Here is a 19,070-nt window from a genome sequence, read left to right as displayed (position 1 = left end):
CCGACTTCAGTCGGACATTACATTTCCCTTGGCTAATGTCCGACTGAAGTCGGACCCACAAGATTGCCCGGGAGCTAGTGTTTATGCCCCAGCGCGCATGAGAACAGGCGCTTGGGGTTGTCCACCAGGATGGTTTCAATCTGCTCGTCGGTGACGCCGGCGGCGCGCATCTTCGGCAGGATCTCCTTGAAGATGTGATTCGAACGCCAGTTCGGCAGCATCTCCTGCATCGCCTCGAAACTGCTCGCATAGGGATAGGGACGCCCCAGCCAGCACGAGATCGAATCGTGCGACATCAACACGCGCGTCAGGTGGCCGGCGCCGATCATCTTGATGATGTTGGCGATACGCACCTCGTCGGGCTGGAACAGCGAGATGCCGAAGCGATCGAAGCCGACGAAGGCGCCGCGATCGGCGAGCGACTTCTGGTATTCGAAATCGGTGGTGCCGTCGGAATGGCCGACCACCAGCTGTTCGGGCGGGCAGCCTTCGCCGGTCACGAGATCGATTTGGTCATGGCCGCAGGTCGCGTTCTGGGTGTGGGAGATGACCGGCACACCGGTGGCCTTGGCGGCGCGCGCGCCGGCGGTCACGAGCTTGCGTTCGTAGTCCGAGACCTTGCCGTCGCCGGTGGCAATCTTGACCGCGCCGGCCTTGATGCCGGTGTCGCCTATGCCCTGTTCGATTTCCTGGATATAGACCTCGACCAGTTCTTCCATCGGCATGTGACGGAAGGTGTAGGTGTTGCCTTCGGCTTCGAAGTAGGCGCCGGTGGTGCACACGATGCGCATGCCGCTCTTCTGCGACAGCTCGGCGAGAAACACCGGGTCGCGTCCGAAGTCCATCGGGCACGGATCGACGAAGGTGCCGACGCCATGGCTCTGCAATTCATGCATCTGGTCGACGGCGCGGATCATGGCGTCGTGGCGCTTGAACTTCGGCGCGCGCGCGTCGAGCTCCCAGCCGGGATAGCCGATGAGCACATGCTCGTGAATGAGCGTGCGACCGAGTTCGCCGGGCTCGGCGGTGCCGGTGGTGGTCTGGATCCTGGTCAAGGCCATGTGAGGTGCTCCCCTTCTGTGTTGCAGCGGACGGTATTTTTGTAGCTGCGAATTTATTCGCACATGGCGTGGCGCGCCATCAATGCGCGAATAAATTCGCAGCTACGGCGCATAGGCGCGCATGAACATGCCGACCGTGTCCTCCGCCAGTTCGTTCAAGGCCGCGGCGTCCGGTGCCGCGCCGACATCCAGCAGCACGCGCAGATGCTCGCCGCCCTTCAGCATCGCGAAAAGCTGGTCGGCGGCGCGTGGCGGCTTGTCGATACGCAGCGCGCCCTCGGCATCGAAGCGCTCCAGCAAACGCACCAGCGCCGCCAAGGTCGGCGCCGGGCCGGCGTCCCAGAACACCTGGTTCATGTGGGTCTCGGCGCTGGCGCTGGTCATCAACACGCGGTGCAGGGCGATGACGTCGGGATGGAACATGAGGTTGAGGAATGCGCTGGCGATGCGGGTCAAGGCTTCGCGCACGCCGAGCGGCGCGAGGTCGACGAATTCACGGGCTTCGAAGTGTTCGTCGCACTTGCTGGCGATGAGAGCGACGAACAGCCCTTCCTTGTCGGCGAAGTGGCTGTAGACCGTGAGCTTGGACACCCCCGCCGCCTGCGCGATGCGATCGACCGTGGCGCGCTCGAAACCGAGCTCGAGGAACAATTGCGAGGCGGCCGACAGGATGGCGGCGCGCTTCTCCATGTCTTTCGGTCGCCCGATGAGACGGGACGGTGACGCGTTCATGCGGGGCGGGCCGGCTTCATGACGACGATACTACTGCACCGCCCCGGCCAGCGGGGAATGCCGCCGATCAGTTGGGCCGCGTGTAGAGCGCGGCGAGCGCGTCCTTGGCGGCCGGCGTATCCCAGGCGCGCGGCCCGCGCAGGCGACCGATGAAGCGGCCCTGTGCGTCGATGAGATAGGACACCGGCAATCCCCAGCCCCAGAAGCTGTCGCTCACGCCGCCGCCGGCGGCGACATAGACCGGCAGGCGCACGCCCAGGCCTTGCGCGAAGGCCTGGATCTCGGCCGGCGCGGCATTGGTATCGATGGCCACCAACAGCACCGCGTAGCGCGCCGGGTCGAGCTCGGCGGCGAGCCTGTCCAGCGCCGGCAATTCGTCCTTGCACGGCGTGCACCAGGTCGCCCAGAAGTGCAGCAGCACGGTACGGCCGGCGAGCGTGGCCTTGTCGAGTGTCGCGCCGCCGGCCGCCGGCATCACCGTGAAAGCCGGCACCTCGTCGGCCAAGGCCTCGATGGCGAGGACGTCCTCGGCGTGGACCGGCGACAGCTGGGCCGCGACCAGCAGCAGCAGGACGCCGCCCAGGCGAATCAGGCGTCGCGTCATAACATCACGTTGATGGAGCCCATGAGCTTGAGGTCGTCACCCAGCTGGGTGCCGGTCAGGTCATGGTGGATGGGCACCTGGGCCGAGAACTCGAAGCCCCAGCGCGCGCCCATGTTCAACTGCAGGCCGGGCTGCACGAACAGCACATGGCCGCCGGAATCGAAGATGCGACTGCCGGCTTCGTCTTCCTGGCCGCGCAATTCGCCGGCGAGACCGCAGGACAGGAACCATTGCCGCGCACTGGCGCCGAGCGTGGCCGGCGACACACGGTAACGCGCGGTGAGATCGTAGTTGAGCGAGTCGCCGTAATGATAATCGTGGTCGCCCGCCTCGCCTTCGCCTTTGATGGCGCCGAGCGCATTGGCCGACAGCGACCAGCGGCCGCGCGCATGGCTCATGGACAGGCCGAACAAACCATCGGTGGAACCGGTGCCGAGCTGCAGGTGGGCATCGAGATAGTCACCGTTGTCGGCGCGCCCGTCGGTGCTGCCGCTCGGGGTCTTGATGCCGGCCATCAGCGCCACCGTGGTGGTGGTGGCGAGGGTGTGATGCTGGAACACGCGCGCCCGCGCCAACAGCGAAATGTCGCCCACGCCCCCGTCGCCGCCGTGCTGGTCCTCGACGCCGCGCACGGCCGGATCGTGATCGTGATCGTCGTCGTGCCCGTGTTCCTCTTCCGCCTCGTCGTGATGATGATGGCCGCCCTGGTGCTCGAGATGGCCATCGACCTCGGTCACGCGGAACGGCACGACACCGATCAGGGTCAGCCACGGGCGCGGATTCCAGAACGCTTGCACCTCGGTGGTGTAGTAGCTTTCGCTGGCGCCGGGGTTGGCCAGTTCGCGGCTGCCGTCGTAGACGCTGTCGAGGCTGGTATAGCGCTCGGTGATGCGCACGCCGCGACCGTTGATGGTGTCGAGCGGCGACGCGCCCTGGGAGATCAGGCAGTAGTCGCAGGCCTGGGCCAGTGGCGACGCGGCGAGCGCAGCGACCGCGAGCGCCACGCGAAATGACGAAGTCATGGGGTCAACCGTTGTATCGAGGAGAGGGGAGCTTAAGGGCGGCCGGGAAATGCGGTCGATGCGACAAATTGTCGCAGAACCGCCGGGCCCCCACGCCGCCGCGCCAGCCGCTATCATCGCGCCATGAGATGGACACTGCGTAACGGCATCGGGGTGCTGCTGGCCGCGATGCTGCTCTGCATGGCGTGGCGCGCGGGCGATGCCATCGCGGCGCGCGCCGGGGTCGGCCAGGGCCGCCCGGCGGTGGCCGGCATGCTGTGGCCCGTCCAGCCCGAGCTCGCGCCCTTCACGCTGCAGGACGCGCGCGGCGGACGCTTCGACGAAGCCGCCCTGCGCGGCCGCTGGACGCTGCTGTTCCTCGGCTACACCCATTGCCCCGACGTGTGCCCCACCACCCTCGATAGCCTGGCCAAGGCCAGCGCCGCCTTGCGCGACTTCGCGCCGTTCGCCGCGCACGGCCAGGTGCTGTTCGTGTCGGTCGATCACGACCGCGACCACGGCGAGTCGCTGCGTCGCTACGTCGAGTACTTCAACCCCGGATTTCGCGCCGCGAGCGCGCCGCCCGCCGAGCTGCACGGGCTGTTGCGGCAGCTCGACATGCAGGCGGTCCGCATCTCCAGCGACGACAGTCCGGACTATGCCTTCGAGCACTCCAGCGAAATCGTGCTGGTGGGGCCGGATCTGAAGGTGCTGGCCTTGTTCGACTACCCCCATGAGCCGGCCGACATCGCCGCACGCGTACGGGCCATCGTGGCGTTCGCGGCGCGGCCGCGTTAGGCGTCTGTGAGGAAAAAACACCCGTTAGAGGACTTACCGCCAAATATCACGGTCGTGCACAATTCCGGGGCATTTGCTGGCGTGCCGCCGCGATCCCGCCGAGCCGGGGTCGCCCGCCAGCCCTCGGTTCAAGGATCAGGAATAGTTCGTCATGGGAATATCTCGCGCTGCCCTTTGCAAGCTTTGGGGCCTCTTGCTGCTTGCCTCGCTGTCCGCTGGTGGGCCGCTGGCGCAGGCCGCCGACGACCAGGGCTACCAGGCACTGCGTGACTGGATTGCCGCCGGCAACCCCGCCGACGACGGCCTGCCCGCCGGCCAGCATCTCGGCGCCAAGGACCGCGCCGCCCTCGAGGCCTATATCCCGCGCACGGCCTGGGCCTACTACTTCTTCGACGACATGGACATGGAAATCGCCGCCCATGGCCATTACCCGCCGCCCGACACCTGGGGCAAGCAGGTCAAGCCGGGCTACAGCCTCGACGAGCGCGGCGTGCTGAAGGGCTTCACCGGCGGTGGCTACCCCTTCCCGGAAGTCACCAGCGACGATCCGCAGGTCGCCTACAAGGTCATCTGGAACATGCTGTGGCGCCCGGGTCAGAACGATTTCGACATGCCCATGGTGACCTGGCTGCGCGGTGAGGGCGGCAAGCTCGACCGCAAGATGGAATACATCTCCGTCACCGCCAACTATGCCAAGGGCGACGAGTGCCTGGTGCCGGGTTACGAGGAAGTCAAAAGCAAGCGCATCATGGAATTCCGCTCGCCGCGCGACATGGCGGGCGCCAAGGACATGTCGGTGTCCTTCGTCGATCACGACCGCGAGGACTCCGGCTGGCTGTACATGCCGGCACAGCGCAAGCCGCGCCGCACGCTGGCCTCGGAGCGCACCAGCGAACTGATGGGCATGGACATGATCCGCGAAGACCTCGACGGCTTCGGCGGCAAGGTCCACGAGAACAACTGGACCTACCTCGGCACGCGCAACGTGGTCGCCACCATCAACGTCGCCGACAACCCCGAGTTCGGCGGCCCCCACCAATGGGTGCCGAACAAGGCGCGCTGGGAAATTCGCAAGGCCCACGTGCTGCTCATCGAGCCCAAGAGCAAGGATCATCCCTACAGCCACCGCGTGGTGTTCATCGACGCGGAGAATTTCTGGACGCTGTGGATGTTCGCCTTCGACCGCGAGGACGATCAGCTGCTGCGCATGAGCCAGCATTTCATGAAGTACACCGAGTCCTACGCCGACGAGAAGCCGCAGCAGGCGCCCTACATGACGCTGGACACCGACAAGAACCTCGGCCATAAGGTGCTCATGCATCTCGGCGAAACCGACATCAATGCCAAGAAGCCCCACGCCACCATGACCCACTGTTACACCAACAAGCGGGTGTTCTCGTCGGCGCGGGCGCGCCAGTACTACTCCTTGCGCAACATGATCAGCGGCCGCCGCTGAGTACGACGCGATACGCGGCGGCCAGCGGTCGCCGCTCGGTTCAATACACGCACTGACCATCGGGAATATCTGCCATGACCTTCCGTCGCCACGGATTGCCGGCCACGCTCGCCCTGCTCGCCGCCCTGCCTTTCACCGCCGAGGCCATCGTCACCGTCAACGACGAGTTCGAACTCGAAGGCTACCTGCAGGCGCAGAACATCCTGCGCACGCCGCGCATGGACGACGCCGAGTTCGTCATGCAACGCAATACCGCGCAGATCGAAGGCAAGTATTACTTCCTCCGGGACAGCACCGCGTTCGGCCGTTTCAACACCGGCAAGCTCGAGGAAGCAACGTTCTCGTTCGTCGGTCGCGGCGTGTATGACTCGATCTACGACGCGCGCCCGTCCTATCACGACGCCTTCCCCGGCAACCAGTCCCTGCCCGGCGAGTTCGAAGGCAAGGTGCGCGAGGCCTATGTCGATCTCATCCTGCCGCCGTTCTCGCTGCGTCTCGGCAAGCAGCAGGTGGTATGGGGCGAGACCGACAACTTCCGCGCGCTGGACGTCATCAACCCGCTCGACCTGTCCTGGCACTGGAGCTGGGAATCGTGGGAAGACATCCGCATTCCCCTGTGGATGGCGCGCGGCGTGTACGACATCGGCAAGATCGGCAAGCTCGAGGAATCGTTCTTCGAACTGGTCTACATCCCGTGGGACGTGCGTCACAACATCATCTCCACCGATCCGCGCCGGCCGTGGGCCTTCACCGGCACCGGTATCGCCGAGAATGCCAACTCGGTGCTGGTCGGCAACCAGTTGAAGAACCTCGATCTGAAGGTCATCGACGGCGCGCCGGGCCGCAAGTTGGAGAACGGCCAGGCCGGCTTCCGCTTCAAGGCGGTGTGGGGCGACGTCGACTTCAGCGTCAATTACTTCTACGGCTTCTCGGCCGACGCACGTGGCGTGCTGCAGAACCAGTTCACGCGCCTCGACCCGACCACCCTGCACGTCGCCTACAAGACCGAGTACCCGCGCTCTCACGTGTTGGGCTTCACCGCCAACTATTCCGAGGAGAAATACACGCAGGCGGTGTTTCGCCTCGAGACCACCTTCACCACCGGCGTGCCGGTGGCGGTGGCGACGGGCGCGCCCTTGTCGGTCGACCCCGAGCAGGACCAGTTCGAGACCGCGCGGCGCTCGGTGGTGATGCTGGCGGCCGACCGGCCGACCTGGATCAAGTGGCTGAACCCCGATCGCACCATCTTCCTGTCCAGCCAGATCTTCTGGCGTCGCTGGCTGGACATCAGTCATTCCTATCGCGGCATCGGCGGCGTGTTCCCGGCCGAATTGAACGGCGTGGTGCAGCCCGGCCGCTTCGTCAGTCTCAACGAAGACCGCCTCGACCAGGACGAAGTGGTGATGACGTTTTCGGCCTCGACCAGCTATGGCGACGCCGGCCTCCTGCAGCCGCGCTTCGTGTTCGCCTTCGACCCGCGCTCGACCGGCGCCTACAACCAGATTGCGGTCGATTACCTGTTGTCCAGCCACGTGGTGCTGCGCTTCCAGCAGAACCTGTTCTGGCGCATCACTGGCCACAAGGCCGGGCCCTGGCAGTTGGGCGACATCTGGGGACACTCCAGCAACAACAGCCGGCACGAGTCGGTGTTCACCTTCATCTACCAGTTTTGAGGGGCAGCCGCCCCTGTAGTGCGAATGCATTCGCACCCGATGCTAAGGTGACGAATACCCACCCATTGAATGCCCGGATGGATTCGCGCCCGACTCACTCCCCGCGCATGCCGATCGAATTCATCGGCGGCCGCCGGCTCGGCGGCAGCTTCTCGTCGGATAACTTGTCCATGAGGTCCGACAAGCGCCGTGACTTCTTGACCAGGAACAGCGTCAGCACCGCGGTCGCCAGCACCGTGGCGCCCAGGTAGACGAGCTTCATGGCCAGGGATGCGGCCGCTTCGTCAATGATGTTCATGCCGAGAAAGCCGGTCGCCACCGTGCCTATCAGGCTGAAGGTGGTGACCACCGTCAGGCGATGCACCGAGGTCGACTGGCGGCGCTGGGCATCGCTGTCGAGGTACTGGCTCATGTCGCGCAATTCTTCCTTCAACTCGGCATAGAGCTCGGCGTTGCCGAGATGGCGCACGCAGGCGCGGTGCAGGGCCTGCATGTGCGGATGCTCGGACAGCACGTTGAACCAGTAGCGATGCGTGAAGCGCAGGAAGGAATCGAAGCTCGCATGCACCCGCGCGCGAAAACGCCGCAAGGAATTGCGATCGTGTACATGCGAGATCGTGGATGGCATCGACCAGGCGGTCGGAGAACACCAGCAAGGCCGCCTGGTGGAAATGCGCAATCAGGAACAGCATGAAGTACTGGTGACGGAACTGCCCGAGCAGGCCGCGCTCGGTGTCGAGGAAATACTTCGACTGCGCGTCGCCGATCACCGACAGCACGCGGCCGCTGCACAGGAAGCGCGTATTGGGTCCGTCACTCCTGCCGCTCCAGTAGCGGTCGAAACTGTAACGCGCGAAGAACGCCGTGATGTCCGGGTCGTTGTGCGGCATCGGTTCATCGGGATGCACGCTGGCGATGAGGCCGAGGCGCACCCAGTCGGCGTCCGGGATCTGCCGCGGGTCGTCCAGCGCCAGGAAGGCCATCAGCGGCATGCGGTGATAGGCAATCTGGCGATAGCGCAACAGGCCGTCGTCTTGCGCCGCATCCAGCACCATGGGCTGCACCAGCCACGCCCAGTGCGCGGCCGTGCCCGCCGCGCGGTACTGGCAGGCGAACTCCAGGTACTTGGCGCGGTTGCCGCTGTCGGAAGCCACCAGCACGCGGCCTTCGGCGTCCAGCCACTCGGCTGACCAGGTGTTGTGCACGCCGTTGCCGAACTCGTCCCAGGTGGTGGGATAGGCGCGCCCGAAGCGGTACATGAGGTCGAGCGCGGTCGACAAGGGCACGTCGTCGCCCATCACCTCGGTGTTCAGCAAGGCGACGTCGACGTCGTCAAAGAAATAGAGATCGATGTGCGCGACCTTGAGCGTGAGCGGTGCGTCGCCCTCGCGCAGGATCACGCGCAAGGCCGCGACGTCGTGGCGACGATAAACCCGGAGCGCCGATTCGCCCGGCGCGCCGTCGTTCAAACGCGGCCGTGCGCCGCGGCTCTCGCCATACAGGAAGCGCTGCACGTAAGGCAGGAAGGACACGAACTCCTTGTAATGGCGCTCCTGGAACTGGGTCGGGTCGGCGGTGAACTCGTCTTCGACGCGCTGCCACAGGCGCTCGGTGTCGGCCGCTTCCAGCAGCTGCCAATGACTGCGTTCATCGCTCTCGCCCTCGACCGGCATCAACTGCAGCGGCCACAGCAGCATCTGCCGGACATGTCGAACGAGATGATCGGAGCCGTCGAGAATGGCCATGATGCGCCTATTGTTGGTACGAATTCATTCGCCCATGGCCGCCACGGTGGCGGACTGAACAGGACATGTGCATGTGAATGTGCGAATGAATTCGCATCTACTGGGTCGCCGTGACGCCATTGGCCAGCATCGCCGCGATCTCGTCGTCGCCATAGCCCGCCTCCTTCAGCACCTCGATGCTGTGCTCGCCGAGGCGCGGCGCGAGGCCGGCGGGTGCTGGGCGGCGATTCGGACCAGGTGCTGGCGTGGCCCATCTGGTGGACCCGGCCTTCGCTCGGATGCTCCAGCGTCTCGAAATAAGCGACCGCCTCAAGATGCGGATCGTCGTAGAGCGAATCGAGATCATTCAGGCGCATGGCCGGGATGTCGGCCCTGTCGAAGAACGCCAGCCACTCGTCGGTGCCGCGCGTACGCATGACGTCGGCCACCATGCCATACAGGTCGCCGATGTGGGCGGTACGCGTGCCGATGTCGGCCATGCGCGGGTCGTCGTCGAAGCGCTCGGGCTCGCCGAGTTCGCGGAAGAACGAACGCCAGTGGCTGTCGGTATAGATGAGCGCGCACACGTAGCCGTCGCGGGTCGGAAACGGCGTGCGTTCACGCGCCAGCAGGCGCGAATAGCCCATCGGCCCGAGCGGCGGCTCGTAGCTCTGCCCGGCCATGTGTTCGCCCATCACGAAGGGCACCATGGTCTCGAACATCGGCACTTCGATGGACTGGCCGACGCCGGTCTTCTCGCGGCGATAGAGCGCGGCAGCGATGTGCCCGACCGCGGCGGTGCCGACGGTGCGATCGATCATGGTCACCGGCACGTAGCGCGGCACGCCGTCGCCGACGCGCGCCACCAGCGACGGAATGCCGACCGCGCCCTGGATGAGATCGTCATAGGCCGGCTTGGCCGCGTACGGGCCACGCTGTCCATAGCCGAACATGCCGACATAGATGATGCGCGGATTGACCGCCGCGCAATCGGCGTAGGTCAGGCGCAGCCGCGCCATGGCCTGCGGCCTGACGTTGTAGACCAGCACATCGGCCGTGGCGACGAGACGCAGCAAGGCCTCGCGGCCGGCCGCCTGCTTGAGATCCAGCACGATGGCGCGCTTGTTGCGATTGCAGTGCAGGAAGCCGCTGGCCATGCCGCGATGACGGGTGGCACCGACGTTGCGGCTGGTATCGCCCGCCGGCGGCTCGACCTTGATCACGTCGGCGCCCATGTCACCCAGCTGCTGGGTGGCGAACGGCCCCATCAGCACCGTGGTGAGATCGATGATCCTGACGCCGTCCAGCGCGCCGCTCATGAGCGCACCTCGGCGTCCGTCCCGTTGAATTGCAGCATCCCCGTCCCCATCGTTCCTGAAGCGCGCCTAGGTTAACCGATGCATCAAGGGGCGGCGACGCACGATAGGTGTGCCGTGCCCATTCACCCACGGTCCGCGCGGTAGGCGCGCCGTAGGCGGCTTGTTAGGATTGAAGGCGCGCAAAGATTCAAACTCCCGTGAGGCATCCGACATGGCGAAGAGCAAGAACACCCCCGCACCCCGTGCCGCCGGCGCGGCCATTGACATCGGCATCTCGGCCGGCGATCGCGCCCGCATCGCCGACGGCCTGGCCCACCTGCTCGCCGACAGCGTCACGCTCTACCTCATGACCCACAACTTCCACTGGAACGTGACCGGGCCGATGTTCAACACCCTGCACCTGATGTTCATGGGCCAGTACACCGAGCAGTGGAACGCGCTCGACCTCATCGCCGAGCGCATACGCGCGCTGGGATTTCCCGGCGCCGGGCACCTACCGGGAATTCGTCAAGCTCGCGTCGATCAAGGAGGTCGATGGCACGCCCAAGGCCATGGACATGGTGCGCCACCTGGTGGCCGCCCAGGAAGCGACGGCGCGCACCGCGCGCGGACTGTTCGCGGCGGTGGAAAAGGCCAACGATCAGCCGACCATGGATCTGCTCACCCAGCGCCTCGACGTGCACGAAAAGACCGCCTGGATGCTGCGCAGCCTGCTCGAAGAATAAGGCACGCCCTGCATCGTTCCAGACCCGCCACGGCGGGTTTTTTTTGTGGCCGCGGCAGCCTCAGGTCATGAGGAAGTGGCCGGACAAGGTCGCGATGGGTCGCGACTCGTCGTCCTGCCAGCAACGCGCATGCACGTTGGCGACGCGGCGGCCGAGCTTGGTGACCTCGGCGGCGGCGCGGGTCGGCACCACGCGCCCGGAGCGCAGGTAATCGACCGTGATGTTGATGGGCTTGGGCAGGGTTTCGACCTCGGGCTCGAGGATCAGCTGCACGATGGCAGCGGTTTCCAGCACCGCGCCGATGAGGCCGCCATGCAAGGCCTGCTTCCACGGGTTGCCGACGTGCAGCTCGGCGGCCGCCAACAACAGCACCACGCCGCCGTCCCGTTCCTCCACCGACAGGCCCAGGGTATCCATGTACGGAATGGCCTCGCCCATGCGCGAGTAATCGCGGCTGTCGCGCGCGGCGTGGATGATGTCGACGAAACTCATGGCGCATCCTCGGCGAGCGCCGGGCCCGCCGGTTCGAGGGAAGTGATCATGAAACTGGCCGCGCAGTTGGCTATCGGGTCGTCCCTGTCGGCATGGTAGGCAATGGCGCGCACGAAGCAGATGTTGCGCGTGACCTTGTAACAATGGGCGGCCGCCGTCACCGCCTGCCCCGGCTGGGCAGGCTTGAGATAATCGATGCGCAGATCCAGCGTCGCGATGCCCATGCGCTTGCCGAGCGCGGTGATCACCGACACGCCGCACGCCGAATCGATGGCGGTGGTGATGACGCCACCGTGCAACACGCCGGTGGTGGCATTGCCGGCAAGGCGCTCGGAATAGGGCACGCGCAGCACCGCCCGCGCATGTTCCAGATGCACGATTTCGAGACCGAGGAAATTGTTGTGCGGCGAACGGTTGCCGGGCCGCGCTAGAAAAGCACGCAGTTGATCGAGGAAGATGCTGTCGTTCATGGCGGCAGTATAGCGGCTGCGAACCACCACGCATCGGCGCCAGCGCCGTGCAGCGAATGTCGAGGGGGAGTCGATGAAGCCGATCAGCGCGCGGGCCGCGGGCCTCGCCGGGGTGATGCTTGTGCTGGGCGCGGCCGCCGTACCGGCCATGGCGGGCGGCGTGTCGGGACAGGTCACGAACGCGGCGGGACAGGGCGTGGCCGGTGTATTCGTCACCGCGCGCGACACCGCGAGCGGCATCGAGACCACGGTCTATTCCACCGACAAGGGTCGCTATGTGCTGCCCGCGCTCAGCGACGGCCATTACGAGCTGCGCGCCCATCACGCGCGCTACGAGGATGCACGCGGCGCGCTCGAGATCGGCGCGGCGCAGGCCTCGCTAGCCTTTGCATTGAACGCGGCACGCGAGCCGCTGCGCCAGGCCGCGACCGCCACCTGGTTCGCCCACGTCGAGGACGGCGCCGACAAACGCGAGTTCATCCTGAACTGCATGAGCTGCCACGAGCTGTCTTTCGCGCGCCTCTACAAGGACGGCGCGCTGCGCACGCGCCAGCAGTGGCTGGACGCCTTCGCGCTGATGAAGTCCTTCGACAAGTATGCAGTAATCCCGCCGGACTTCGATTTCGAGCACTACGCCGACTGGCTGACCAGCGAGTTCAGGCCTGCGCGCGTGGCGAACATCGCCCCGCCCGCGCTCGCGCCGCGCGAAGCGCGCGCCGAGATCACCGAGTACCCGGTGCCGATTGCGAGCGAGCTGCCGCATGACCTCGTGGTCGGGCCCGATCATCGCGTATGGGTGACGGCGTTCTGGAACAGCGCCATGTGGGCGCTCGATCCGGCCAGCGGACATTACGAGTCTTTCGAGGTAAATAATGAGCCCAACATCGCCGCGCAGGTGCGCGCGCTGGCCTTCGCGCGCGATGGCACGCTGTGGCTGGTGAACGGCGGCACGGAATCGGTGGTGCGCCTCGACCCGCGCACGCGCAAGTTCGTGACCTACAAGGTCGGCATCTACCCGCACGACATCGCCCTCGACAGTCACGGCGACGTGTGGCTGAACGACTACTTCGGCAAGACCGAAGGCATCGCGCGGCTCGCGGCCGACGATGGTTCAGTGAAGCGCTTCGCCTTGCCCTCGGCCCACCTGCCGGCCAGCGCCGGCATACCCTTGCCCTACGGCATGCAGGTGGATGCGCAGGATCGACTGTGGAGCGCGCAGCTTGCCGCCAACACCCTCGCTCGCTACGACATCGCCAGCGGCGAGGCGAAGCTCTACACCATGCCAGGCGACAATGTCGGCCCGCGGCGCATGGCGGTCGCACCCGACGGGCGCCTCTGGATAGCGGAATTCAACACCGGCCGCGTGACGAGCTTCGAGCCCGCCACGGAAAAATTCGAATCCTTCGATACCGGCATTGGCGCGGCCGGCATCTACGATGTGGAAGTCGATCCGCGTAACGGCGACGTGTGGCTGGCGGCGGCGCTGGCCTCGGAACTCATACATCTCGATGGCAAAACCCATCGCCTGACGCGCTATCCCCTGCCGACCGAGCCGGCCTACATGCGCCATCTCGCGATCGACCCGCGCAACGGTGAGGTGTGGAGCGCCTATTCGTCGCTGCCGACGGCGGCGCCAAAAGTGGTGAGACTGCGGCGCTTGCCGTGAGGCATGGCGCGGTATGCGCGGGCGACGTCCGCGAGCGGACGTCGCCCGCGACACATCACTTGGCGCGGCAGCTCACGGTGTCGGACGCGACCGTGAAGCCGGCGGCATCGATGAGCTTGCCGGTCACCTGGCCGCCCTGGATGAAGTTGGCGGCAATCGCGGTGGCGCCAGCCGCGATGTCGGCGCGTGCGCTGTCGAAATCACACTCGACTTCATCGCCTACCGAGCTCACCAGCGCGGTGGTCTTCTGGTTCGAACCGGACTTGGCCTGGCAGCGATACTGGCCGGGCACGAGGTTCTTGCCATCCACCGAGATCTTCGAGCGCGTCGCGCGCTTTTCGCACTTGACGCGGATGCTGGCGGCCTCGGCGTCGCTCGGCAGGGTGGTGATCACCATCGCGCTGGCGACGAGGGCTGAAAATAATGCTTTCTTGTACATGACGTGCTCCCTGGTTGCGCGGACCGCATGGTCCGCTTGATACACGTCGGTACATCGCCGCCGGCGCGGCGCGCGTTCAAAGGCGGCGAGGCCAGTGTCCTGTGTTGTGACGATGCGCACGAAATGCGTGCACATGCGACCACGGCAAGGGGCGTCGAAGGCAATGAATCAAAGCGTTCACCCACCGGCCTTGACCGGGCGGAAGCCGGCCTCGGCCAGCAGGCGCATCAGCGTCTCGCGATGATCGCCCTGGATCTCGATGGTGTCGTCCTTGACCGTGCCGCCGGCGCCGCAGCGCTTCTGCCATTGCTTGGCGAGGGCTTTGAGTTCATCGGCATCGACACCGACGAAGCCCTTCAACACCGTCACGGTCTTGCCGCCGCGATGGGCGGTGTTACGCAGCACGTCGACACGGCCGCGAGAGGCCTTGGCCTTGGTGTCCGGCGCTGGTGCCGGCTCGACAGTGCTTGTCGACGGCACGAGGCCGGCCAACGCGGCAAAGGGACTCGCCGCTGGCGGCGGCGGCAAGGGACGCTTCTTGTCTTTCATGAAGTGGGCGCTTGCGTTTCGAGTTACGGGAAAGCCCGGCCATTGTAGGTGCGAATTCATTCGCACATTCCAAGGCACGGTACGTACGTGCGGTGGCCTCGGTGTGCCAATGAATTCGCACCCACAGGGAACCCGGTACGGGCGGCCCTCAATAAAAAAGGCCGGGGCGTGGCCCGGCCTTCCAAGAGATGGTGGAGCCGGGGGGGATCGAACCCCCGACCTCCGCATTGCGAACGCGGCGCTCTCCCAGCTGAGCTACGACCCCATGCTTTCGTGAAGATACCGACGCGGGCTGGGGGCCCGTGGCGGCAGCACGATTGTACTCATCAATGGCCTGGTTAGTTAAGCCCGTACGGCCGCGAACTGGCGCCGCGTGGCCCGTGCTATCTTCGCGGTCGAATCAAGCTGGGGAGCTGCCATGGGTCTCATGACCGCCGCGCAATACCGCGCATCCTTGAACGACGGCCGCGTCATCTACTGGGGCGGCGAGAAGATCACTGACGTTGCCAATCATCCGCGTTTCCAGGTGCCGATTGCGGTGGCCTGCCAGGATTACGCCTACGACGACCCCGAGCTCGCGCCCGTCATCACCTACCGCACCGAGGACGGCACCACCGCCCATCGCGTCTACCAGGTGCCGCGCACCACCGAAGAGCTGGAAATGCGCCTGGAGCTCGGCCGCCACATGAGCATCGTCGGCGGCGTGACCGGCGTGTACATGGCGCTGTTGCAGGTCAAGGACCGCCTGGGCGCCATCAACCCGCGCTTCGCGCACAACATCGAGCGCATGTACCTCTACGCCCGCGACCACGACCTGCGCGCCGCCGAAGTCATCACCGACGCCAAGGGCGACCGCTCGAAGAAGGCCCACGAGCAGCACGACCCGGACATGTACGTGCGCATCGTCGAGCGACGCAACGACGGCATCGTGGTGCGCGGCGCCAAGCTGCACATCACCGCCGCGTCCCTGGTGCATGAGCTGGTGGTGATGCCGACCAAGTCCATGCGCCCCGAGGAAGCGGACTACGCGGTCGCCTTCAGCATCCCGGTCGCGACCCCCGGCGTCAGCATCATCAACCGCAGCTTCGCGCCCGCCGAGCTGAACGAGTTCGACTACCCGGCCAGCGCGCGCCACAGCATGCCGGAAGGCTTCGTGGTGTTCGACGACGTGTTCATTCCCTGGGACCGCGTGTTCCTGGCCGGCGAATGGCAGCTGGCCGGCGCCTTCGCCGCCGCGCTCGGCCTGTGGGAACGCACGCTTGGCCTCGTCATCGCCCATCACGAGGCGGAAATCATGACCGGCCTCGCGCAGCTGGTGTCCGAGCAGCAGGGCAAGGATCGCGATGCCCATATCCAGGACACCATCGCCGAACTCATCTGTTACACCGAGACCATTCGCATGGGCATCGACTACGCGGTGCGCCACTACGAATCGACGCCCGACGGCATGCTGCATCCGAACATCCTCGGCATCAATGTAACCAAGTACTATTACGCCTCGCACTTCCACGAGATGGTGAAGCACCTGCAGGACGTGGCCGGCGGTCTCGTCATCACCTTGCCGGAAGAAGCGGAGCTCAGGCATCCCGAAGCCGGCGCGTATCTGCGCAAATACCTCGCCACCGGCGCCAACACCGATGTCGAGATGCGCATGCGCGTCTACACCTTGATTCGCGATCTGACCGCCGACGCCTACGGCGGCTGGAATCTCGTCACCGCCCTGCAGGCCGGCGGCGGCTTGAAGGCGCAGCGCATCATGATGGCGCGCACCTTCGACATGGGCCATGCGCGCAAGGTGGCCTTGCAGGCGGCGGGGGTGAAGCGGTGATATGTGCGCCTGAATGTGCGAATGAATTCGCACCCACAGGGCTCCTCCATTGTGGGGCCGATTTCAATCGGACATTGGCGGCCTGAGGGATCCATCGTGCCCTCCTACTACGCCGACCCACCCGAACACATCACGCTCCTGCGCGATACGCTCAAGCGCTTCATCGCCGCCAAGTCGCCGCGCGAGAAGGCGCGGCAGTGGGAGCGGGATCATCACTTCCCGGTCGCGGAATTCGCCGAGCTCGCGGAACTCGGTGTGCTGGGGCTTACCTTCGGTGAACAATACGGCGGCGCCGGTCGCGACGTGGTGGCGGCGCTCAGCGTCATCGACGAACTGTGTACGCGCGGCACGGCCCTGGCCGGGCCCTTCGTGCATTCGGCCATGTATGCCGGGCTCAACATCACCGAATCCGGCTCCGAGCAGCAGAAGCGCGAGCTCCTGCCGCGCGTCGCCGCCGGCAAGCTGTTGCTGGCCTATGGTTTGTCCGAGCCGGACGTCGGCGGTGATCTCGCGAGCGTCAAAACCCGCGCGGAGAAGTCGGCGAGCGCGTGCGCATCAACGGCGCCAAGCGCTGGTGCACCCTGGCGCGCGACGCCGACTACATCTATTGCCTGGTGCGCTCGGACAACAGCGCGCCACGCTACGAGAACCTGTCGCTGCTGCTGGTGCCGCCGAGCACGCCGGGCGTCACCATCACCGACATCGATCACATCGGCCTGCGCTACACGCGCACCTGCGACGTGCACTTCGACGATGTCGAGGTGCCGGTGGACAACATCGTCGGCGGGCCCGAACACTGGAACCGCGGCTGGCACAAGCTGGTGGGGCCGGCGCTGGACGTCGAGCGGCTGGCGGTGGCGGCGATGGCGCTAGGCATCACGCGCGGCGCGCTGGACGATGCCTGGCGCTATGCCGGTGAGCGCAGGCAGTTCGGCAAGCTCATCGGCGAGCACCAGGCGGTGCGCCACAAGCTGGTCGATCTGCGCACGCTGTTCCAGGCCTGCGAGCACATGCTCTACCACGCCGCGTGGCTGGCCGACCAAGGCCGCAGCTGCGCGGTGGAAAGCTCGATGGCCAAGATGTTCGTCACCGATCACGGCCTCGACATCGTCATTCAATGCCAGCAGATCCTCGGCGCCTACGGCTGCGCCGAGGAATACGACATGGAACGCCATGTGCGCGACATGACCTGCCTGCCCATCGTCGGCGGCTCGTCCAACATGCAACGCAACAACATCGCCAATCGCCTGCGCCTCGCGCGTTGACGGCCACTGGCGCTTTCGACGACGCTCTTTCGTCCACACACCACCACGAGGAAACGCCATGACCGGCACCGTACTCATCGCCGGCGCCAGCGGCCTGGTCGGCACCGCCGCCGCCATCGAATTCGCCAAGGCCGGCTGGCGCGTGATCGCGCTGTCGCGACGCGTGCCGGAACTGCTGGAAGGCCTGCCCGTCACCCATGTCGCGCTCGACCTCACCGATGCCGACGCCTGTCGTGCGGCGGCGACCTCCCTGCGCGATGTCACGCACGTGGTCTACACCGCCGTCTACGAGTTGCCGGGCCTCATGGCCGGCTGGTCCGATCCCCATCAGATAGAGACCAACGGGCGCATGCTGCGCAACCTGCTGGAACCCTTGAGCGAGAGAGCGAAGCTCGAGCACGTGTCGCTGCTGCAGGGCACCAAGGCCTACGGCGCGCCCTACCGCGAAATGCGCGTGCCGGCGCGCGAAAGCCAGCCGCGTGTCGAACATCCGACCTTCTACTGGCTGCAGGAGGATTACCTGAAAGACCTCGCCGAGCGGCGCGGCTTCGGCTACACCATCTTCCGTCCGCAGCTCATCGTCGGTCCCAACCACGGCGTGGTGATGAACCTGCCGCCGGTGATCGGCATCTATGCCGCCATTCGCAAGGAACTCGGCCTGCCGTTCTCCTTCCCCGGCGGCCCGCAATGGGTATGGGAGGCGGCCGATGTGCGCCTGGTCGGCGCGGCCTTGTTGTGGGCGAGCGGCGAGCCGCGCGCGCGCGGCGAAACCTACAACCTCACCAACGGCGAAGTGTTTTCGTTTCGCGACATGTGGCCGACGCTCGCCGCCACCCTCGGTGTCGAGACCGGCGCCGATGAATCCATCTCGCTGGCCGACTACCTGCCGCGCCACGCCGACGTGTGGCAGCGTGTCGTGGCGAAACACGATCTCCGCCCCATCCCGCTGGCCGATCTGCTCGGCGAATCGCACCACTATGCCGACATGAGCTTCCTGTATGGCGTCACGGAAGCGGCGCCGGCAATCTTCGTCAGCACCGTCAAGGTGCGCCAGCATGGTTTCACCATGGCCATGAACAGCGAGGAGAGTTTCTGTCACTGGCTGCGCGATCTGATGGCGCGGCGCATTCTGCCGCTGGGCGACATCGCGCCGGAAATGCGCCTCGAAAACGCCGACCATCCGCACGCCCGGCGCCTGGCCTGAGCGCCGCGAGCAGGCGCGCGCCGCGCTCGTCGTGGGCGCGGCGCGCAGTGCGTTGACGCCCTGT

14 protein-coding genes, 1 tRNA gene and 4 pseudogenes are annotated in these 19,070 nt (G+C 66.0%); 8 read left to right on the top strand and 11 right to left on the bottom strand.

What is annotated here, in order from left to right:
• Nucleotides 1-74: 74 nt before the first annotated feature.
• The 4 genes from IPM80_04630 to IPM80_04615 all read right to left on the bottom strand — a co-directional run bounded on the left by IPM80_04630 (nt 75) and on the right by IPM80_04615 (nt 3,419).
• On the bottom strand, nt 75-1,061 hold the full coding sequence (locus IPM80_04630) for a phosphotriesterase-related protein (protein ID MBK8957718.1): 987 nt from the start codon (nt 1,059-1,061) through the stop codon (nt 75-77).
• Between the two features lie 102 nt (nt 1,062-1,163).
• Complete coding sequence (locus IPM80_04625; protein MBK8957717.1) at nt 1,164-1,793, bottom strand: TetR/AcrR family transcriptional regulator; 630 nt, start codon at nt 1,791-1,793, stop codon at nt 1,164-1,166.
• 67 nt (nt 1,794-1,860) lie between these two features.
• On the bottom strand, nt 1,861-2,397 hold the full coding sequence (locus IPM80_04620; GenBank protein ID MBK8957716.1) for a TlpA family protein disulfide reductase: 537 nt from the start codon (nt 2,395-2,397) through the stop codon (nt 1,861-1,863).
• Nucleotides 2,394-3,419: a transporter gene (locus IPM80_04615; protein ID MBK8957715.1), complete on the bottom strand. Its 1,026-nt coding sequence runs from the start codon at nt 3,417-3,419 to the stop codon at nt 2,394-2,396. The genes IPM80_04620 and IPM80_04615 overlap by 4 nt, the downstream gene beginning before the upstream one ends.
• A gap of 123 nt (nt 3,420-3,542) precedes the next feature.
• On the opposite strand from IPM80_04615, the gene IPM80_04610 reads away from it, so the two are divergent.
• From IPM80_04610 to IPM80_04600, 3 genes are all read left to right on the top strand, one after another.
• Nucleotides 3,543-4,196, top strand: a complete 654-nt coding sequence (locus IPM80_04610; GenBank protein MBK8957714.1) for an SCO family protein — start codon at nt 3,543-3,545, stop codon at nt 4,194-4,196.
• Between the two features lie 151 nt (nt 4,197-4,347).
• Complete coding sequence (locus IPM80_04605) at nt 4,348-5,652, top strand: DUF1329 domain-containing protein (GenBank protein ID MBK8957713.1); 1,305 nt, start codon at nt 4,348-4,350, stop codon at nt 5,650-5,652.
• Nucleotides 5,653-5,726: 74 nt separating this feature from the next.
• Nucleotides 5,727-7,325: a hypothetical protein gene (locus IPM80_04600; GenBank protein ID MBK8957712.1), complete on the top strand. Its 1,599-nt coding sequence runs from the start codon at nt 5,727-5,729 to the stop codon at nt 7,323-7,325.
• A 94-nt stretch (nt 7,326-7,419) separates the two neighbouring features.
• Here IPM80_04600 and IPM80_04595 read toward each other — a convergent pair.
• Both IPM80_04595 and IPM80_04590 read right to left on the bottom strand, forming a co-directional pair.
• Nucleotides 7,420-9,070: pseudogene (locus IPM80_04595) on the bottom strand (hypothetical protein).
• Nucleotides 9,071-9,167: 97 nt separating this feature from the next.
• Nucleotides 9,168-10,368, bottom strand: a pseudogene (locus tag IPM80_04590) (CoA transferase).
• Between the two features lie 211 nt (nt 10,369-10,579).
• Between IPM80_04590 and IPM80_04585 the strand changes: the two are divergent.
• Nucleotides 10,580-11,093: pseudogene (locus IPM80_04585) on the top strand (DNA starvation/stationary phase protection protein).
• A 60-nt stretch (nt 11,094-11,153) separates the two neighbouring features.
• Here IPM80_04585 and IPM80_04580 read toward each other — a convergent pair.
• Both IPM80_04580 and IPM80_04575 read right to left on the bottom strand, forming a co-directional pair.
• A complete protein-coding gene (locus IPM80_04580; protein ID MBK8957711.1) occupies nt 11,154-11,585 on the bottom strand; it encodes a PaaI family thioesterase in 432 nt (143 codons plus the stop codon).
• Nucleotides 11,582-12,055 (bottom strand): PaaI family thioesterase, encoded by a 474-nt coding sequence (locus IPM80_04575; GenBank protein ID MBK8957710.1) that lies wholly within the window; start codon nt 12,053-12,055, stop codon nt 11,582-11,584. Before IPM80_04575 ends, IPM80_04580 begins: the two co-directional genes overlap by 4 nt.
• A gap of 73 nt (nt 12,056-12,128) precedes the next feature.
• Between IPM80_04575 and IPM80_04570 the strand changes: the two genes are divergently transcribed.
• Nucleotides 12,129-13,721, top strand: coding sequence for a carboxypeptidase regulatory-like domain-containing protein (locus tag IPM80_04570; GenBank protein ID MBK8957709.1), 1,593 nt, complete (start codon nt 12,129-12,131; stop codon nt 13,719-13,721).
• Nucleotides 13,722-13,776: 55 nt separating this feature from the next.
• On the opposite strand, the gene IPM80_04565 is transcribed toward IPM80_04570, so the two are convergent.
• From IPM80_04565 to IPM80_04555, 3 genes are all read right to left on the bottom strand, one after another.
• The gene (locus tag IPM80_04565) at nt 13,777-14,160 is read right to left on the bottom strand and encodes a hypothetical protein (protein ID MBK8957708.1); all 384 of its coding nucleotides are present in this window, start codon (nt 14,158-14,160) and stop codon (nt 13,777-13,779) included.
• 177 nt (nt 14,161-14,337) lie between these two features.
• Nucleotides 14,338-14,709 (bottom strand): translation initiation factor, encoded by a 372-nt coding sequence (locus tag IPM80_04560; GenBank protein ID MBK8957707.1) that lies wholly within the window; start codon nt 14,707-14,709, stop codon nt 14,338-14,340.
• A gap of 189 nt (nt 14,710-14,898) precedes the next feature.
• Nucleotides 14,899-14,974 (bottom strand) — tRNA-Ala (locus IPM80_04555).
• Nucleotides 14,975-15,127: 153 nt separating this feature from the next.
• On the opposite strand from IPM80_04555, the gene IPM80_04550 reads away from it, so the two are divergent.
• The 3 genes and pseudogenes from IPM80_04550 to IPM80_04540 all read left to right on the top strand — a co-directional run bounded on the left by IPM80_04550 (nt 15,128) and on the right by IPM80_04540 (nt 19,006).
• Entirely contained in the window at nt 15,128-16,537 is a 1,410-nt protein-coding gene (locus IPM80_04550) for a 4-hydroxyphenylacetate 3-hydroxylase (GenBank protein MBK8957706.1), read from the top strand.
• A gap of 21 nt (nt 16,538-16,558) precedes the next feature.
• Nucleotides 16,559-17,802 (top strand): annotated as a pseudogene (locus tag IPM80_04545) (acyl-CoA/acyl-ACP dehydrogenase).
• Between the two features lie 58 nt (nt 17,803-17,860).
• Nucleotides 17,861-19,006, top strand: coding sequence for an SDR family oxidoreductase (locus tag IPM80_04540; protein ID MBK8957705.1), 1,146 nt, complete (start codon nt 17,861-17,863; stop codon nt 19,004-19,006).
• Nucleotides 19,007-19,070 lie beyond the last annotated feature (64 nt).

It is taken from the genome of Pseudomonadota bacterium (genome assembly GCA_016719885.1).
In the GTDB taxonomy this organism is placed as follows: domain Bacteria; phylum Pseudomonadota; class Gammaproteobacteria.
The sequence above is the reverse complement of the archived record's forward strand: the minus strand, read 5'-3'. Positions and strand labels throughout refer to the sequence as shown.

Bases quoted from the DNA above. Each gene is read 5' to 3' on its own strand.
- IPM80_04540 (MBK8957705.1), top strand. From the start codon at position 17,861: ATGACCGGCACCGTACTCATCGCCGGCGCCAGCGGCCTGGTCGGCACC.
- IPM80_04625 (MBK8957717.1), bottom strand. From the start codon at position 1,793: ATGAACGCGTCACCGTCCCGTCTCATCGGGCGACCGAAAGACATGGAG.
- IPM80_04600 (MBK8957712.1), top strand. From the start codon at position 5,727: ATGACCTTCCGTCGCCACGGATTGCCGGCCACGCTCGCCCTGCTCGCC.
- IPM80_04620 (MBK8957716.1), bottom strand. From the start codon at position 2,397: ATGACGCGACGCCTGATTCGCCTGGGCGGCGTCCTGCTGCTGCTGGTC.
- IPM80_04630 (MBK8957718.1), bottom strand. From the start codon at position 1,061: ATGGCCTTGACCAGGATCCAGACCACCACCGGCACCGCCGAGCCCGGC.
- IPM80_04615 (MBK8957715.1), bottom strand. From the start codon at position 3,419: ATGACTTCGTCATTTCGCGTGGCGCTCGCGGTCGCTGCGCTCGCCGCG.
- IPM80_04575 (MBK8957710.1), bottom strand. From the start codon at position 12,055: ATGAACGACAGCATCTTCCTCGATCAACTGCGTGCTTTTCTAGCGCGG.
- IPM80_04560 (MBK8957707.1), bottom strand. From the start codon at position 14,709: ATGAAAGACAAGAAGCGTCCCTTGCCGCCGCCGCCAGCGGCGAGTCCC.
- IPM80_04610 (MBK8957714.1), top strand. From the start codon at position 3,543: ATGAGATGGACACTGCGTAACGGCATCGGGGTGCTGCTGGCCGCGATG.
- IPM80_04550 (MBK8957706.1), top strand. From the start codon at position 15,128: ATGGGTCTCATGACCGCCGCGCAATACCGCGCATCCTTGAACGACGGC.
- IPM80_04570 (MBK8957709.1), top strand. From the start codon at position 12,129: ATGAAGCCGATCAGCGCGCGGGCCGCGGGCCTCGCCGGGGTGATGCTT.
- IPM80_04605 (MBK8957713.1), top strand. From the start codon at position 4,348: ATGGGAATATCTCGCGCTGCCCTTTGCAAGCTTTGGGGCCTCTTGCTG.
- IPM80_04565 (MBK8957708.1), bottom strand. From the start codon at position 14,160: ATGTACAAGAAAGCATTATTTTCAGCCCTCGTCGCCAGCGCGATGGTG.
- IPM80_04580 (MBK8957711.1), bottom strand. From the start codon at position 11,585: ATGAGTTTCGTCGACATCATCCACGCCGCGCGCGACAGCCGCGATTAC.